7 protein-coding genes are annotated in these 18,635 nt (G+C 59.4%); 6 read left to right on the top strand and 1 reads right to left on the bottom strand.

What is annotated here, in order from left to right; translation table 11 throughout:
- Position 1: 1 nt before the first annotated feature.
- On the bottom strand, positions 2-1,117 hold the full coding sequence (locus CYU59_RS08585) for a DNA cytosine methyltransferase (protein ID WP_292981705.1): 1,116 nt from the start codon (positions 1,115-1,117) through the stop codon (positions 2-4).
- A gap of 308 nt (positions 1,118-1,425) precedes the next feature.
- On the opposite strand from CYU59_RS08585, the gene CYU59_RS08580 reads away from it, so the two are divergent.
- The 6 genes from CYU59_RS08580 (at position 1,426) to CYU59_RS08555 (ending at position 18,528) form a co-directional block, all read left to right on the top strand.
- Positions 1,426-6,057, top strand: a complete 4,632-nt coding sequence (locus CYU59_RS08580; RefSeq protein WP_292981703.1) for a DEAD/DEAH box helicase family protein — start codon at positions 1,426-1,428, stop codon at positions 6,055-6,057.
- A 77-nt stretch (positions 6,058-6,134) separates the two neighbouring features.
- Positions 6,135-8,003 (top strand): UvrD-helicase domain-containing protein, encoded by a 1,869-nt coding sequence (locus tag CYU59_RS08575; protein ID WP_292981701.1) that lies wholly within the window; start codon positions 6,135-6,137, stop codon positions 8,001-8,003.
- Positions 8,004-8,014: 11 nt separating this feature from the next.
- Entirely contained in the window at positions 8,015-11,233 is a 3,219-nt protein-coding gene (locus CYU59_RS08570; RefSeq protein WP_292981700.1) for a helicase-related protein, read from the top strand.
- Complete coding sequence (locus CYU59_RS08565; RefSeq protein ID WP_292981698.1) at positions 11,230-12,966, top strand: DUF1998 domain-containing protein; 1,737 nt, start codon at positions 11,230-11,232, stop codon at positions 12,964-12,966. The genes CYU59_RS08570 and CYU59_RS08565 overlap by 4 nt, the downstream gene beginning before the upstream one ends.
- A 34-nt stretch (positions 12,967-13,000) precedes the next feature.
- Positions 13,001-15,793 (top strand): DEAD/DEAH box helicase, encoded by a 2,793-nt coding sequence (locus tag CYU59_RS08560; protein ID WP_292981696.1) that lies wholly within the window; start codon positions 13,001-13,003, stop codon positions 15,791-15,793.
- Positions 15,790-18,528 carry a hypothetical protein gene (locus CYU59_RS08555; RefSeq protein WP_292981694.1) on the top strand — a complete coding sequence of 913 codons (2,739 nt, stop codon included), beginning with the start codon at positions 15,790-15,792 and terminating at the stop codon, positions 18,526-18,528. The genes CYU59_RS08560 and CYU59_RS08555 overlap by 4 nt, the downstream gene beginning before the upstream one ends.
- Positions 18,529-18,635: the final 107 nt, after the last annotated feature.

Below are 18,635 nucleotides of genomic sequence, written 5' to 3'. Positions count from 1 at the left end.
GTCATTCGGCCGCAGCCACAAGTGGTGGGCGTTCAATTCCTGTTCCCTCCTGCCGGATTGGCGCAAGCCGAGCTTCACCCCACGATGACCTGACAACGCGGTCGAGCTCCGCCTTAGGCAACTGGATGTCGAGCGCTGACGCCAGAACATGTGCGGCCAAACGCGGGGGGATCGCATTGCCGATTTGCTGGCCTATGTCGGACCCAGACCAGGGAAAGTCATGCGGGAAAGTTTGAAGGAGACCTGCTTCATGATGGGACAGGCGACTCGAGTCGCCGTTACTGAGGCGCAGTCGGTTGCGCATCACTTTTCCTGTGACCGTGGCAGCTGGCTCGCCAGAGTGACGCTGTCCCCTGTTGCGCGGGTCTCCCCCGCTCCCATAGTTGGAGATCACCGTGAACTCCAGGTTTCTCGTAAGGGCCTGAGCCATGGAAACCCATGGATCACGCCCGAGCGCACCTTGGCTCGGAGCTCCCTTTCGAAACGCTTCGTGGGTGGGAGCTGGGAGAGCTACGCCGGCGTCTCCGAGCTGGGCGATCAGAATCGCGCGGCGACGCGTCTGCGGGACACCGAATTCTTCGGAACGAAGTATTCCGATGGCGCAGTTGTAACCGCAGTCTTGCAGCACCTCGCGAAAGGCGTCCCAAACCGGGATAACGGCGGGAACCTGCTCCAAGACAATGGCCTCGAATGGGGAACCCGCTCTAAGTGCAAGCAGCGCCCAACGCATCGGTTCGAGGATGAGTTCAGTCCGTTCGTCCGTCGACCAACCACGGGCCGAGTCGGCTTCTGGACTGTCGACCATGTCCATCAGACGTTCCGTAACCTGGTCCAGAGCTCGCCTGCCAGCGCCCTTACCAGCGACGGTGAACGTCTGACATGGCGGCCCGCCCGTGAGGATCGTCGCGTCCGGGAAGTCACTCGGAGCGTAGGCACGCACGTCCCCCTGGACAGTATCGAGCTCAGCAGCGGCGCGCGTTGCGCACGCGTCCGGGTCCAGTTCGATTCCTCTGACCGGAATGCCCAACCAGGTCGCGCCGACGTCGAGGCCCCCAGGGCCGGCAAAAAGATCGATGATCCGCTGCTGGCGGACCGGCAGCGGAACTGTGCGCGGCATGGCAGTGATGTTAGCCGGCTCTTCGGACGACGGTGGTTGCGAAGCCGACGAATCCCCGAGACTTTTTTCTCCTCCGGGCATGTCGCAGGCGACTCCGGTGCGACCGATTCGCACGGCAGCAGGCAAGATTTCCCGCTTCTGTCGGCGCGCAGTGGTAGAACTCCGGCGACTTGAAAGCGCTCCTGCCAGGAGCTTCTTCGTGGTATCAGTGGCGGAAGGGAGGGTGTGAAGTGACGATCAGAGGCTGGTCTGACCCAGACCTCGCATTGGGCGGTTTCGTAGACGAATGCCGCGACAATTGCATCGGGGTGTACAAGCAAGATCCCAACCGGGTCGAGGAAGATGCCGGCAAGGAGCGCGGGATCGCCGAGGGTGGTTATGGACGCAAGCAAATCCAGGAACTCATTCAAAATGCCGCGGACGCCCTGCACCGCTCGCCCGGCCGCATCCATGTCAGTCTGACGTCTGAGGCTTTGTACGTTGCCAACGAAGGCATCCCGTTTGAAAAGTTGGGTGTCAGAGCGCTGCTTTACACGCACCTGTCTAACAAGACGGGTGCCGAAATTGGTCGGTTTGGACTTGGGTTCAAATCAATCAGCGGCATCTCTGACCGCCCACAGATTTTCAGTCGCTCAGTATCATTTGAATTCAACCGTCAGCAGACGGCCGATCAGCTTTCCGCCGAAGTCGGCACGCTCTACGCACCAGTAGAGGTTCCAGCGCTGCGGCTTGCGTGGACGCTTGAGCCCTTGAGCGAATTTCGTGCGGACCCTACATTGGCGAAGCTTGCAGCGTGGGCCACCACCGTCGTCAAGGTGCCGCTCAAAAGCGGTGCAGCCGAGCAGCTGTCGGAGGAAATCAGCGAGTTCGACGAGTCGTTCAATTTGTTCGCTCCACACGTCCGGTCCCTCGAACTGGTCGACGAGTTGGCCGATCGCGAGCCTCATTTTAAAGCTGCAAAGAAGGCCAATTTCGTCACGTTGACAACAGATGACGGAAACAAGGACTGGCTTGTGGTTTCAACTGGCCACGAGCCATCAATCAAGGCCCTTGATTCGGCTGGATATGCCGCAAAGCGGGAGTCGATCACCGTCAGTTGGGCCGTGCCGCTGACCGGCGGGGTGGGGCTCGGACAGCTGTCGGCATTCTTCCCAGTGAAATCGGATCTAACCCTCAGTGGTCGAGTCAACGCTCCATGGAAGCTCTCCGACGATCGCATCAACGTGATTGCTTGCGAGTTCAACCGGGAGATCCTCGCGGATGTGCTGCCACAACTTATTGTATCGGCGCGCAGAGACCTGACCTCAGACGGCGCGTATGGCAGATACATCGATGTACTGCCTGCCCGCGGTAAAGAAGCTCGCAGCTGGGCTGACGCGGTCTTGAACGAGCCGGTTTTCGAAGCCCTCAGAGACGCCCGATGCCTGCCAGATCTTGATGGTCAGTTGCGTGCACCCAGTTCCCTCCAACGCATACCCGACGATGTGGCTGAATTTGCCTCCGAGTGGTTGGCGGTAGCTGGCAACCGCGGCAGCTGGGTTCACCCTGACTGCACCAAAACCGTCGAACGGCGCTCCAAAGTTGACCGTCTGATGCAGGACGGCGAACGGCCGAAACCCGCTGGGCGCGTGCTCCACTGGCTCCAGTCCATTGTCGCCGATCTGCTGCCGGAGAAATCGGCTGCTGCGATCGATCTCGCTGCTAAATTGGTCGGTAAGGGCAGCAACACTGAGGCGGACGTGCGAGATGCACGAATCGTGTTGTTGGAGAATGGCAATTTGGCACAGCCGGTAAGGGGACGTTGTTTCATCCGGACAGGTGCTGGCCAAACTGGCACTTCGTTCGTTGCCGAAGCCGTCTCATGTCGGCCGTCAACCGCGGAGGCATTGAAACACCTCGGAATAACTCCGTTCGAAGACGGCGGTGAGATGCTTGAGCTGCTCACGCAGCTCAGGGCCACAGGCCGGGTTGACTGGGAGGAGCTGTGGATTGCCATGCGCGGCTCGGGGGTTCAGCTGGTCCGCGAGGCGTTTGAAGAAGTATTGGGTGGCCATGCAGCGAAGCTGATTCAAGTGCGGAACGGTGACGAGCGTTGGGTTATTCCGCAAGGGCTGTATTTTCCCGGCGACTGCCTCAAGCAGCTGCGAGAGGACGGATCACATTTAGTCGATGGGAATTACCACGCCGCAGACCACGAAATTTTGTACCTGCTCGGAATCAGAGCCAGGCCATCCCGCTCCGCTGCGCATTCCAGCGAAGTGTGGGTGTCGCGGTATCGGAAGGCAGTCCGAGACACCATCGGCGATGAGCTGGGGTTGGGCGTCCAGGCACGCCAAGCGATCGATATTGAAACCCTCGACGCGGTGCTGGGACCTCTCGAATGCCTGCCTGATCTCAGTCTGACAAACAGATTGGCCTTGAGTGTCGCCGTGGTCACCGACATCGACATTCCGCGCGTCCGAGTGAGCCATCCGAACGTCACCAAGACAGCTCGCTACATTGCGCCCGAACTCTGGTGGGTACGGGAGGAAGGCCTCCTGCCAACAACTTTGGGCCCGGTCCCCGTCACGGAAGCTTTCGTCGCTGAAGTCGACGGTGCCCCTGAGGGATTACTTCCGTGCCTCACCAACGTGGCGCTGAGCTCAGACACCGAACGCGTCCTTCGCCTGAAAAGACAGATCGGCGAACTCGGCCCCTCCGATTTCAACTGGCTCGTACATACACACGTCGAGCGCGATGACCTGCTGCGCGTCGGTCAGAGCTACGCATGGTGGTGCTGGACGCACAAAGAGATTGACCCGCCCGAACGACTCTGGGTGCGCCACAACGGCCAGTGGTCGGAGGAGGACCGCACGAGCGTCGCCGTTGTCCACGGTGAAGAAGCATTTGCCGTGCTGGATGACTTCGGAATTCCCTGTGTGGTGGTCGACAGCATCGACGATGTACACACGCTCAGCGAGCTCTGGGATTGCCTTGAGGGCCGAGACCTTCCGGTCACCTACTCTTACGAGACGAGCGCGGAACCGGAGTTGGTCTCCGACGTCTTTCCGATCCTGGACGCACTTCCCGGCGCTGATGAACTGGAGGACCTCGTTCTTCAGAAGTGCCTTTCGATCAGCAAGGTGGCTGCGGTACCAGGGCAGCCTGAAGTGCGAGTCGAATGCACAGCTGCGCGCGAGGCCAACCGAATCCTCGTGACAGGATCTACGGACAGTCATGTACTGAAGCAGGTGCTTGGATGTCTATTGCTTGACGACTCCGACCGGCAGGTCAATTTACTTCTCAATGATATGGAGAGGCGTAGGAACTCCAAGCGAGTACGGGAGATCAGAAGTGCGTCGTCCGACGCGGACCGGCTCCTCATGCTCGCCGGCGAAGAGCGGCTAAAAACCCTGATCCCAAGGGACGCTCTCACTTACCTGGCGAAAGACGGATCGGGGGAGCCACACGGGCTGGATTTGGCGGAGCTTTGCGTGACGATGCTGGGTGTCCGCGCGCTCGAACGCGCCTGCAAGGTTGATCCGCAGGGGCTGCCGGATTCGGCCCCGTCGACCTGGGCGGGTTCGTTCAATACCCGAAAGTGGGTTAAAAGCCTGGGTTTCGGTGAAGAATGGGCAGGCGAGAAGGCACGACGGCGCAACAAACCGACAGAATATGTTGACGGTCCTACCCAGCTCGACGACTTGCATGACTACCAGCAGGTCGTGTCGGCGCGCCTTCTCAAGCTCTTGAGCGGCCATGGTCATCGACGAGGAATCATCTCGCTACCGACGGGCGCGGGGAAAACCCGTGTTGCCGTGCAGACGGTCATTGAAGCGATTCGAGACGACCGACTGGATGCAAGTGAGAGAACGTTATCCGGACCGATCTTGTGGTTGGCAGATGGCGAAGAATTGTGTGAGCAAGCAATAGATGCTTGGTCCTATCTATGGCGAGCTGTAGGTCGGCAAGACACCCAACTGATTCTCAGCCGTTTCTGGTCGAGCTACGAAATGGAAGAAGAAGCCGCCGGCGTACAAGTCGTAGTGGCTACCTGGCAGAAGATCTTGGCACGTGCAGTCGGTAAAGAATCGTTCGCGTGGTTGGCAGAGGCGCCCATCGTGATCATCGACGAGGCCCATGGCGCATACACCCCCTCCTACACAACGATTCTCGAGTGGCTCGGTCGTGGAACACACGAACGAGAGAAGCCGCTGATCGGATTAACCGCTACGCCCTTTCGCGGGCGTCGCGACAGCGCTGAGACTGAACGCCTCCTTCGTCGGTTCGACGACAACCGTTTGGACGAAGGAGTTTTCGGTGATGAGCTACCGCAACTGAGACTGCAGCGTGATCGCGTTCTGGCTCATGCTCGTCTGGAGATCCTTGGTGGCATCTCGATCGATCTGTCGGAGAGCGAGCTCGAAGAGTTCACGTCCAAGGGATGGCTTTCCAAGGCCGCCGAAGCGCGACTCGGTCGCGATGGAGACCGGACCCGCACGATCGTGCGCTCTGTGATGAGCAAGCCTGCAGATTGGCAAATCGTGGTCTTCGCCGCCTCAGTTGAGAGCGCTCAGACACTTGCTACGTTGCTCACGATTCAGGGACGCCCCGCCTCCTCGATTGACCAGGACACAAGCCCCGAAGATCGGCGCGCTGCGATCGAGCGGTTCAAATCGGGAGAGTTGAAAGTTCTGACGAACTACGCGGTGCTGTCGCAAGGTTTTGACGCACCTAAAACTGATGCCGTCTACATAACTCGTCCAACCAGCAGCGAAGTCCGCTATCAGCAGATGGTTGGACGCGGACTGCGAGGACCGAAAAACGGTGGCACTGAAGAAGTTTTGATCGTCAACATGCTCGATAACATCATCGAATTCGGTGACAGTATCGTTTTCCAGCCGACCAAAGATATGGATGAGCACGGTAACGAACCGGAGGAAATTGCCAATGTTGGTTGACGTGCTCCGACGAGTAATCATCGCCGGTGAGTTGGGCCCGGCGAAATGCTTCGTAGGAGAGATCTGGGGTGAATTAGATGTATTCGGTTCGGGATATTCTCTCGTTCATCTCGCAAGCGCTCGGTTTGCAGGAACCCGAGATGTCAGCTGAAAACGTTAATCTAAACGACGAGCAGCTCGAGGTCGTGAAAGCGCCGGCCGTCGCACGTCTGCTCGTGATTGCCGGTGCGGGTCAAGGCAAGACAGAGGTCGTCGTAAGCCGTATCGACAATCTCGTGCAGGATGAGGGCCTTGACGCGGAAGAGATTCTCGTTCTGAGTTTTTCCCGTGCGGCCGTATCGGCTGTAAGGACTCGCCTGGATCTACGAGATGTGGCCGCGGCAAACGTGCGTACGTTCGATTCCTTTGCGAGCTTTCTTCTTTTCGAAGCCGGTATCCAGTTAGACGGCAACTTCGAGGCCCGCATACGGCGTGCGACCCGCTCCCTCAGGGAAGCCGAGAAAGCCCCGCAGGTTATCTCGTCAATTCGGCACGTCGTGATTGACGAAGTTCAGGATCTCGTTGGAGACCGTGCGGACTTCGTGATCGGAATCCTTGAGTTGCTCGATAAGGAGGCTGGCATCACTGCACTCGGCGACCCTTTGCAGGGGGTGTATGACTTCCAACTAGAAGACTCTCTGAGCACGACTTCTTCAGTTGACGTCTTCGGTTCGCTCACCAAACGTTTCGGCTGCGAGGCGGTAGGTTTAGGCCAAAACTACAGAGCCAGGGGCAAATTCCCCAAAGAGGTGGTCCGTCTCGGCGACGCGATCCGCGACTCAGATGACGGTGACACCGCAGAGGAACTACTCGACGATCTCGTACTCGATCTACCGGATCGTGGCGATATCGACGCGTGGTACGACCTGTTGACGCCGCGCAGCGGCAAGACGACGGCTGTTCTATGCACGACTAACGCCGATGTACTTCGAGTTTCGAGATACCTCAACGAACAGGGTGTAGCGCACGCCGTCCGCCGCCAAGCACAGGATTTCGGTGCTGCTAAGTGGATCGCGAGTGCTTTGGGACCCTTACCAGGTCCGAAGGAACGCAGATCGGAGGTCGAGGCTGCCCTCGAGCGGCTGCTGGAGAAGAAAGAAGTCGCGCAACGCTGGACAGAGCTCAAGGCTGCCGAAGGCCGAAGAAGCGAATTCGATTCATTGAATCTCCTCACGGTTGCGCGGCTTGTGAAAGCCCGAGCTCTGCCACTAACACTGACCGAGCCTGATCACAGTTCGGTGATCGTGTCCACGATCCACCGTGCGAAGGGGCTCGAATTCGACTCTGTCTTCGTAGTCGAACCGACGTGGGTTCCTGACCACGAAAACAGCTGGACAAGAGTCCGCCGCCAATACGTGGCGTTGAGTCGAGCGCGCGACGACATCTTCGTCTGTCGGCTCCCGCAGCCCAAGTCGTTCATCAAAGCCGATCCCAGGCTGTGGGGACGATTCAAAGAAGAGGCGTGGAGCAAAAAGAGGCGCGGCGTCAAGTGGACCAAGGCATTCGAATTCAACTACAACGACGTGGAATCCGCTTATCCGACAGCTTCAACACAAGTAACCGCAGAGATGGTGCAGAAAACGCTGGCTTCCGATGACCTTGTGGGCATGGCAATTCAGGCGGAGCTAGACGAGGAAGAATCCACGGAAGATTCGCCCTCCTACCTCTTGGTTACTGAAACCGGGCACATCGTGGGGCGAACGAGCGGGACCTTTGATGACACCTTCGCCAAGGCGTTCGGATGGTTGGGAAGTTGGCCGGGAATTGTGGATGGCTTGTCTCTCGTGTCTGTCGAGACCGTCGCCGGGGAACCCAACGAATCTGAGAAGGCTGGTTTAGGAAGCTCCGGATTTTGGCTTGTTCCTCGCGTGACCGGTTTGGCAAGACCTGACCTCTCAACCACCTAGAAAGTTCCCAAATGGCTGAAATCGCAGAGCAATACGCGTTTCGAGATGACGTCGTCGATGAGTTGATCAAGGACCTCGTCGGGCCAGCGGAAGGCCCGAACGAGCTGATCACCGACCTCCCGCTGGACCGCTACATCGCCGGCGTCCTATGGCCGGCTGAAGATCGGTTGCAGGAGGAGGCAGAGACTGAGCCGGATAGTGGAGAGGCAGAGGAGAACGGAGTCGATGACAGTCCAATCTCACAGGCCTTGATGAGGTACCCGACGTCAATGGGCATCACCTTCTCTGTCGATCTCGCCCACGCGAAGTCCGTGAAGATCGCGATCGAAGCGGCAAGGTATCTTCCGTCAGCCGACGGAGCGAGCGGGGACGGCGCTCGCAACGAGAGGCCGTCGTGGCGGCAGAAAATCGCCAAACCGGACTCGTGGTTGCGCACTCCGCAGTCCATCGATCCCATCGAATGGGACGTATCGACACCGGGTGTGAAGAAGGTCGACGTCGCACAGGGATTGCAGCTTTACGTGTTTTCTCGTGTGCCACGTAACGGCAGGGTCGCGGTATCGGCTGCCCTGCGAAACACACAAGCACCTACCAAAGGTGAGCTGCGAGATGCCTACGCGTGGTTCCAGGTCGGGCTCGAGATCATCTCCGACAAGCAAGCAATTGCGGACCGCTCGTCCTATGGAGTGCTCAGCGAAAAGGACGAAGACCTCCGTTCCGCGGCACTGCTTTATCGCAACGCGCGCGTGTTCGCTGTGGGTCATGGCTGTGCCGCGACCTGGGACCGAGCTGCAACGTCGCCGACGATAGGAAGGGTTGCAACAACTTTTGTTCCTAGGCAGGAGGTTTCGCGCGCTCGGCCCGGCGGCGCGAGCTCGAAGGTTGATCTGCGGATGTCCACTCTCAGCGCTGCTTCCGATGAATCGCTGGCGGCGAACCTCGGTGGCTTGGTCGCCGAGTACCGCGAGTGGATCGGAAAGCTGAGCGAGGCCATCCATAACGGAGACGCGGATATCGAGAACGGACTTCGGGAGGTCGCGGACGCGCACGTCGCGAGAGCACTCAACGCAGCGGATCGAATACAACGCGGCATCAATCTCGTGTTCAGCGATCCCGATGTCGGCAGAGCATTTCGCTTGGCGAACACAGCCATGCAGTTGCAACGAGTCCGTCAGGACTGGGTTCGGGCGGGAGCATCCGGGGCTGTCGGAGACGGAGCCGAGCAGCGCTGGTATCCATTCCAGATCGCGTACATATTGTTGAATCTTCCGGGGTTGGCCATTCCCGATCACGAAGATCGAGACATTGCCGACCTTTTGTGGTTCCCGACTGGCGGCGGAAAGACCGAGGCTTACCTCGGTCTGGTCGCATTCTCGATACTTCACCGCAGGCTCAAAGACTCCGATGCGATGGGCGTTGCGGTCATCATGCGATACACCCTGCGCCTGTTGACAATTCAGCAATTCGAGCGTGCGACTATGTTGCTTTGCTCGCTCGAACGTCTTCGGAAGCGAGAAAACGACCTAGGCGATCGTGCCTTCTCGATCGGTCTGTGGGTGGGTCAGGCCGCGACACCGAATACTTTGGCGGAGGCAAACAAGTCTCTGAACGCCATAGCCGATGGCAAGGAGCTCCAAGAAAGAAATCCGATCCAACTGACCCAGTGTCCTTGGTGCGGGCAGTCTCTGAACGAGGCGCATTACTCAATCGTGAAGTCGCCCGTCGAGCGTTTGAAAATTGCATGCGGAAATCACGAGTGCGACTTCTGCGACGGGCTCCCTGCCTACGTCGTTGACCAGGATATCTATCAATTCCGCCCCGAACTGATCCTCGGTACCGTCGACAAGTTCGCGCAAATGGCTTGGCGTGAGCATGTGCGAAAGCTGTTCGCGCGAGACGGAACCGGATCGCCGCCGTCGTTGATCATCCAGGACGAGCTGCACCTGATCTCAGGGCCGTTGGGTTCGGTGGTCGGACTATACGAGACCGCAATCGATGCTGCCTGCGGAATCGAAATGGGACCCGAGGGCCCGACCCGCGGGAAGCCGAAGGTCATCGCGTCCACGGCGACCATCCGCCGTGCCGACAATCAGATCAAGGCGGTCTTCAACCGGCGTGCTGCGCAGTTCCCGCCACCTGGTGTTGACCCGGACCAGTCTTTCTTCGCCGAACCGGCGCCGCGAGAGGGGTATGGAACCCGCGAGTACATCGGGGTGATGGCGGCAGGGGCAAGCCACGCGACGCTAATGGTGCGGGTTTATGCCGCCTTGCTTCAAGCGGCGCATGACATCTCGGGCGCACCAGAGACGCGAGACCCCTATTGGACCTTGCTTGGCTACTTCAACAGCCTTCGTGTACTGGGCAGCGCCAACCTCCAGGTCGAGGGCGACGTCCGGGACCGCCTGCAACTGGTGGCCAGGCGAAAGGCGTCCTCTCCGCGCGACATCCGACCACCGGTCGAGCTCACCAGCCGCGTACCTTCCGCCGATATCCCTCGCACGCTGAAAAGCCTTGAGAACAAAGTAACGTCGGGCTACGCCAACGACGTGGTGTTGGCGACGAACATGATTTCGGTGGGTGTCGACATCGACCGGCTGGGTTTGATGGCGGTGATGGGCCAGCCACAGTCGAGTGCCGAATATATTCAAGCCACCAGCCGCGTGGGCCGTAAGCACCCCGGCCTTGTCGTGACGATTTTTAACTCCGCACGGTCGCGCGACCGGTCGCACTACGAGAACTTCATTCCGTTCCATCAGGCGCTCTACCGCGCCGTGGAGGCGACGAGTGCAACACCCTTCGCGGCACGCGCCCGCGATCGAGCCCTTCATGGCGTACTCGTCTCCTTGATACGGTTGCTGGTTGACGAGATGTCCGACGAGCGTGCCGCGCACAGGATCAACAGTGAGTACGACAACGTCGTTCTGATGGCGGATCTCTTGGCTCGCAGGGCAAAAGAAGTGGCAAACCAGGAAGACGCGGCCGATACCGTCAGGCAGCTCGATGAGCTAGTGAAAGTCTGGACCGAAGGCGCGGATTCACATCCAGACATGCGCTACCAAGACAGCAGTAACTACGAAGACTCTCTCTTGGTTCCACCCGACGTGGCAATGACGCACGACCTGGTCGAGTACTCGACCAGTGAGACACCCTGGCCGACGCTCCGAAGCATGCGTGACGTCGACGCAGAGAGCACTCTCTACCAGATACCTGCACGAAAGGTTCCCCGGTGAACGCCGCGAAAGCTCGTCGCAGCCAATTGCTGAGCACCTACGGAGTGGGAAGCTTGTTTCCCTCTGAGTCAACAAGTTTCATGATCGCGGGCCTCCATGAATGGGATGTTGAACGCGCCGAACCGATTTCAGAACCGCGCTTGGCACGTGCGTTGGGTGTGAAGAGATTGATGGCCCCGCCCGCAGGTGGGAAGCGAGATGTCCCGGTCATCCGCTACCCGTACACGCAGGTCTGTCCGAAGTGCCGACGCATCGGTGCGCTCTCGGACCTGTCCAGGGACAAGCAGAACGCAGTCTGCAAAGACGACGGTGTCGATCTGAGCCCATTCCGGCTTATCGGAGCGTGCAGCAGGGGCCACATGAGCGAGTTCCCGGTTTACTCGTGGCTGCACAAAGACCAGCAGAGCAAGATCCGGAGCGACGAACACGAGATGAAGCTGAATGTCCTAGGACGTACCTCGTCTCTCGGAGACCTCACGCTGACATGCACCTGCGGCGTTGACCACAGAAGCCTGGAGGGTGCGATCGGAGCGGGATCGCTCGCCGAATTCGGTAAGTGCCGTGGTCTGCGCCCCTGGCTCGGCCTTGACACCCATGAAGACTGCGATCTCTATCCGCGGGCGGTTCAACGTGGCGCGTCGAACGTGTGGTTTCCAGCAGTCCGCTCGACGATATCCATCCCGCCCTACTCTGAGGCGTTGGCGAAGTTCATCGACAAGAACTGGGAGATGGTCAAAGATCCGGCGGCGGCCATTCCTCCGGTGCTCGCTGGATTGTCTGCGATGTCCAAAGGGCGTTACAGCGCGGAACAGATCAAGCAGGAGATCGATCGGCGTCGCGGCGAAGAGGAGGACGACGAGGCAGTCACCGAGGCCAAGCTCCGCGCCGACGAGTACAAGGCGCTCGTCGAGGGACGGCAAGAGGAGGGCTTGGACTCTGATTTCGTGTGCCTGCGTCGTGACGTGCCCGCTGGATTCGAGTCGCTGATCACCGAAGTGCGCAAGGTAACGCGACTCCGCGAAGTTCGGGCTTTGCAGGGCTTTACGCGGTTAGACGGCGCACCCGACCCGTCGGGTCCCGTTCAGAAGCTCTGCCCTCTCGCTCCCACTCACATGTACTGGCTCCCGGCCATCCAGGTGATCGGTGAAGGCATATTCTTGGCATTCCGCAAGCCTGTCCTCGACGAATGGGCAACCCGAGAATTCGCGCGTAAGCGGCAGCGGGTGTTGCAGAAGGCGGCGGACCGTGCCGCCGCCGAGTACGGCCGAGAACCGGCAAAGGTCGACATTATCAAGGTAGCCATCCACACACTGGCGCACGTAATCATCGATCAGTTGTCCCTCGACGCGGGTTATCCCGAAGCGGCGCTTCGCGAAAGGCTATTCGTTGACGACAAGGTTGCGGGGCTCCTCGTCTATACCGCGAGTTCGGACTCCGCGGGCAGCTTGGGCGGTGTCGCTGCGATGGCGGAGAGCGAACATCTGCATGCTGCTCTCACTGACGGACTGCAGCGGATGTCATGGTGCTCGTCAGATCCGGTGTGCATCGAGGCTAGTGGTACGGGGTCCGATGGATTGAACCTTGCAGCCTGCCACGCGTGCGTGCTTGCCCCCGAGACATCGTGCGAGATGAACAACTCATTCCTCGACCGGGCGTTGCTGTTCGGAACTCACGACGAGGGTGACGAGGATCAAGGGCTCTTCCATGAACTCTTCTTGCCAGCAGGTAGATGATGCCCGGTGACTCGAGATCGGAAAGTGTTGCTAAATGGCTGAAGTAGCTGCCGGCGAACGGATCGTCGTCAGGGATGAAGAGTGGCTCGTTCGCGCCGTACGCAATACCGAGTACGACGGCGTCCGGGTAGAGGTCACCGGTGTAACGCCCCTTGTACGCGATCAAGACGCGGTGTTCTTCGGGGAGCTCGACAAAATCGACCGTCTCGATCCACGCGAAGGCAAGCTCGTTGCCGACGACTCCGCGGGCTTCAGAAGCTCACGACTGTGGCTTGAATCGATCCGGCGTGGCAGCCCCGTACCTTCGAGCGAAACGCGGATCACGGTTGGGCACCGCGGCTTGCTCGATCGCATGGACTATCAATTGCGGCCGGCGTCCCAGGCGTTGCAGAACCTTAGGCCGCGGATCCTTATTGGCGACGCAGTCGGGCTTGGCAAGACTTTGGAGATCGGAATCCTGCTCTCCGAGTTGATCCGCCGCGGGCGCGGAGAACGCATTCTCGTCGTCACTCCGCGTGCGGTCCTCGAACAATTTCAGCGTGAACTTTGGACGAGGTTCGCGATCCCCCTGATCCGCCTCGACTCCAGTGGCATTCAGAAGGTCCGCCAGACTCTGCCGAGTTCGCGCAACCCCCTTAGCTATTACAGGCGGGTCATCGTCTCGATCGACACCCTGAAGAACCCCGCCCGGTACAAGCACCATCTGAAGAACCAAAAGTGGGACGCCGTCGTCATCGACGAGTGCCACAACCTGATCAACCGCGGAACCCAAAACAACGAGCTCGCCAAACTTCTTGCAGCGCAAACGGATGCGCTCATCCTTGCCAGCGCCACGCCGCACAACGGCAAGCCAGAGTCTTTCGCCGAGTTGGTGCACCTACTGGACCCGACCGCGATCGTCGACCGCATGGACTACTCAGCCAAAGACATCGAGCACTTGTATGTGCGCCGGCATCGCAACTCTCCGGACGTGAAGATCGACGTCGCCCACAAGTGGAAAGAGCGACTTCAGCCGAAAGTGATCGAAGTCGTTCCGTCCTCCGCCGAGGCCGACGTCCTCCGCGAGCTCGAAGACAACTGGCTGCATCCCAAAGGCGCATCAGTGGTGACGGGCCAAGGCAGGCAACTGTTTCCGTGGACGCTCTTCAAGGCGTTCCTGTCTTCACCGAAAGCGTTGCGCTCGAGTATCGCTCGCCGACTTACCACAGTCGGAGAGTCGTCAATGCCCGAGACCAGGGCTTTGCAGCGGCTAGACGAACTCGCGGAGGCCGCGGACGTGAGCACGCCGTCCAAGCTCGCGAAACTGGTCGAAGGTCTGAAGGGCATCGGGATCTCGAAGGACTCCGTGACGAGAGTCGTGGTATTTTCCGAACGCATCGATACCCTGACGTGGCTACAGCAGGAGCTACCGCGAAGACTGAAGCTACCGGCAGCCGCCGTCCGCACCCTATATGCGACGTTGCCCGACGACACGGTTCAAGACGTCGTGAACGGTTTCGGTCAAGCATCTTCTGAAATCCGGGTCCTGCTGGCGTCCGACATGGCGTCAGAAGGCCTCAACCTTCATCATGAGTGCCATCACCTCGTCCACTACGACCTGCCGTGGTCCTTCATTCGGATCCAACAACGCAACGGACGCATCGACAGATATGGGCAACTGCACGCGCCCGAGATCAGCGCGCTTGCGCTCGCCGGTAAGGACGACGTCACCAGTGACCTGAAGGTCGTGACGAAACTGCTCGAGAAGGAGTACGAGGCCAACCGCGCTCTCGGCGATGCCGGCGTCTTGCTCGATCTCCACGACGCGGAGCTAGAAGAAGAGGCGGTCTTGAAGGCGATCCGTGACGGCAAAGACCTGGACGACGTCGTTCCCGATCCAACCCCGAAGGCCATCAACCCCTTCGCCGCGATCATGGCGGTCGGCGGTCAGCACGAAGCGGACTCCACTCCGGAAACAGTGGATCAACATTCACTTTTCGAAGACGACGACAACTTCCTCATCGACGAATTGGCCGATGTCGCAGGAGAGATCGGCGAGCAGAAGCTGGACGTTCACCGTGACGCCGACACGGATCTGATTGCCTTCGATCCGCCTCCCGACTTGGTCACCCGCTTCAGAGACCTTCCAAGCGAGTACATATCCGAGCAAGGCATCGACAAGCGGCTCAGGCTTACCGGCAGTTCGAAGTACGCGCAGTCCAGGCTCGACCGAGCGCAGGCCGTGGAAGATAAAGCTTGGCCCGACGTTCACTTCCTCGCGCCCATTCATCCTGTTCTCGACTGGGCGGGCGAGCGGGCCGTGGCACGCTTCGGCCGCAACGCGATCCCCGTACTGAGCGGCCATGTCGACTCGCCCGTCTACTTGACTCAGGCAGTGTGGGCGAACGAACTCGGCAAGCCGGCGATCGCCCATTGGGGCGCAGTCCGTGGCATACCGGAACATCCGGAAGTCGGTGACTTCGACGGGGCGCTCGACGCGGCAGGGATCACCGAAGGAGCGACCAACCCTGGACTCGATGCGAATGATTACTCAGACGCGCAGTACCACGTCGCGGCAGCGGTTGATGCGGCCGCGGAGCACCTACGCGACAAGCGCGACGAGTTCGAGGCTGACCTATCACGACGGGTCGATAACTATCGGCAGAGCTTGAAGCGATGGGAACAGGCCGCTTTGACCATCGTCGACGATTCGAAACGGCGAACCGGAACGAAGCTCACCATCGCCGAGACCACGGATCAATCGACAGCCCTTATCGATTCGCAGGCGGCAGTCGCAGATCCCTTCGTACGCGTCGTCGCCGTCATTGTTCCGAGAGTGAGTGCATGACCATGTTCGACTCGATTGCGAATGTGAACGATTATCTATCCGAGCATTGGCTGGCGGAGGTGTTCCCATCGAAGCTGAAGGACCTATCCGTTTCGTGGAAGGAACTCGCTGCCAAGGGCAAAGAGACGCCTGTTCGCGGTCTGGCGGCCCTCAACGGCGCCTATCTGACAGAGCTCGCGTCTCTGCCAGAACGCTCGGACCCGGAGTTCATCGAGCTCGTCACGCAAACACATCAAACGCTTCTGCGCGCAGTCGGTTTCGATGCCAGTCCCGTAATTCTCGAAACCACTCAGGCCGAGACACCGATGGATGTTCCTCTCCTGGGGAGGTTCTCGAGCCCCACGTCGGCCGACGCACTCCATATTCTGCAGGTGTTGCCAGTCGACTCGGTAGACGCAATGCTCGGCGACGATGCGCACCTTTTGACTCCCATTACCCTGGCCGTCTCAAGCGAGAAGGCGGAGACGCTGACAGCGGTGTCGAAAGCGATCACTCAGATCTTCGTGAGTGACGACCCACCCCGCTATTTATTGGTCGTCGCGGGTTCAGCCGTCTTGGTCACCGATGCCGCGCGGTGGTCCGAGGGTCGATACCTCGGGTTCGACGTTGCTACCGCGCTCGACCGCCGAGACGATAGGGCGATTGGCGAGCTCGCGTTCCACGCTGGCCTTTGGTCGGCTGATGTTCTGCTCCCAAACGACGACGGCAAGGCGACTCTCGACGCCTTCACTGAGGATTCCGAAAAACACGCCGTAGGCGTCAGCGAGGATCTGCGCGAAGGCTTGCGCATTTCGATCGAGAAGATTGCGAACGAGGTTCTGGATCAGCGAAGGGCGCACGGCTCACCCGTGGAAGGCATTCCAGAACTGCCTCGCGACCTCACCACCCAATCGTTGCGTTTCCTCTATCGAATTCTCTTCCTGCTCTTCGCGGAAGCCAGACCTGAGCTCGGAATCCTTCCCGTGGGCGCGCCGGAGTACGGCTCGGGCTACGGTCTGGACCGACTGCGCGAAATCATCCAAGGATCGCTCACCGGCGCGTCGGCGAACGGCCACCACCTCCACGACTCCCTCAACTTGCTGTTTCGACTCGTCAACGAGGGTCACAACTTTCACGTTTCGGACAGCGATGGACTCGTGTTCGAACCCCTACGGTCCGATCTGTTCGACCCTGAGCGGACCCCGTTGATCGACGACTCGAAGCTCAGCAACCACGTCCTGCAAGAGGTACTCACGCTGCTCCTGCTGTCGAAGCCGTCAAAGAACAAGAACAAGCAGCGTGGCTACATCTCGTACGCGCAGCTAGGCATTAATCAGCTGGGAGCAGTCTACGAGGGCTTGATGTCGTATTCCGGGCTGATAGCCCAAGACGACGTGATTGAGGTCGCGAAGGATGGAAATGCGGATAAGGGCTCATGGCTCGTGCCGTCAACCAAGTCTGGCGACTACGACGAGAAAGACCTGGTTTGGCGGGAAGATCGCCTCACTGGGCGTAAAGACATTGTCCGGCATGCCAAGGGTAACTTCGTTTTTCGCCTAAGCGGTCGCGATCGTCAACGCAGCGCCTCTTACTACACGCCTGAGGTGCTCACGAAGACAGTCGTCAAGCACGCGTTGGCAGAGCTGATCACGAGAGACACTACGGCGCAGGATATTTTGGAATATCGCATCTGTGAGCCGGCGCTCGGGAGTGGGGCGTTCCTCAACGAGGCGATCAACCAACTTGCGGCGGAATACTTGACGCGCCGACAGGACGAGTTGGGTCACCGGATCGATCCCGAGAAGTACGCGACTGAGCTTCAGAAGGTGAAGGCTTACATCGCCCTGCACCGCGCCTACGGTGTAGACCTTAATTCGACGGCTGTCGAATTGGCGGAGGTTAGTCTGTGGCTCAACGTCATGCATCGGGGCCTGCAGGCGCCGTGGTTCGGTTTACACTTACGACGCGGCAACTCTCTTGTTGGCGCACGACGATCGACGTACGACTTTACGTCACTCGGACGAGCCAAAAAAAGTTGGCTTAAGACGCCACCAACGGATCGCCCGTTGTCCCATGGAGCGGTCGGTGACGGCGAGATTCACCATTTCCTACTACCAGCCGGCGGCTGGGGCGCGGTTGCCGATGCGAAGCAGGCAAAAGAGCTTGCCCCCGAGTCCGCTGCGGCGATGAAAAAGTGGCGATCCGAGATAGTTAAGAAGCCCTCCTCGAAGCAGATCGACCGACTTCGTGCTCTCGCCCGCCGAGTGGAGCGATTGTGGGAACTTAGTCTTCGACGGCTAACGATTAGCGAGCGCGAAATCGCGCGGCAGATCGACGTGTGGGGCGCTGGAATCGAGCCAGTCGCTGAGGCGGTCAGCCGTGAAGCCGTCGAGTCAGAGTTGTTCGATCCCGAGGGCCCTTACATGCGTCTGCGTCTCGTAATGGATGCCTGGTGTGCACTGTGGTTTTGGCCCTTGGCTAGTTCTGTCGAGGACGTCGATGAAGCCAGGCACAAACCTCCGTCACTAGATGAGTGGATCCTGACTCTGGAGGGCTTGCTTGGTGCGGACGGGCTGAAGAAAGGTATTGAGGGCCAATCGATGTTCCATGAGGCCCTCGATAGTTTTAAGGAGTTGTCGAAGCTGGACGAGATGGAGCGGCAGTTCTCTGGAATGAAGCCTGTGTGGCGGTTAGTTGCGGAGCACCCATGGCTAGGCTTTGGAAGAGACATTGCCGCGGTGTGTCGGCGGACATGAAAAAATGCCCACTGGCGGACACGAAAGTGCCCATTAGCGGTCAATAAGTTCTGCCCACTGGCGGGCACGAAAGTGCCCGCTGGCGGCCATGAATCTGCCTAGACCTA

It is taken from the genome of Mycobacterium sp. (assembly GCF_002863225.1).
In the GTDB taxonomy this organism is placed as follows: domain Bacteria; phylum Actinomycetota; class Actinomycetes; order Mycobacteriales; family Mycobacteriaceae; genus Mycobacterium.
This window is presented reverse-complemented; position numbering and strand designations above follow the sequence as displayed.

What these genes read in the sequence shown, in the direction of transcription:
- CYU59_RS08555 (WP_292981694.1), top strand. Translation starts at nt 15,790, where the DNA reads ATGACCATGTTCGACTCGATTGCGAATGTGAACGATTATCTATCCGAG.
- CYU59_RS08575 (WP_292981701.1), top strand. Translation starts at nt 6,135, where the DNA reads ATGTATTCGGTTCGGGATATTCTCTCGTTCATCTCGCAAGCGCTCGGT.
- CYU59_RS08570 (WP_292981700.1), top strand. Translation starts at nt 8,015, where the DNA reads ATGGCTGAAATCGCAGAGCAATACGCGTTTCGAGATGACGTCGTCGAT.
- CYU59_RS08560 (WP_292981696.1), top strand. Translation starts at nt 13,001, where the DNA reads ATGGCTGAAGTAGCTGCCGGCGAACGGATCGTCGTCAGGGATGAAGAG.
- CYU59_RS08585 (WP_292981705.1), bottom strand. Translation starts at nt 1,117, where the DNA reads ATGCCGCGCACAGTTCCGCTGCCGGTCCGCCAGCAGCGGATCATCGAT.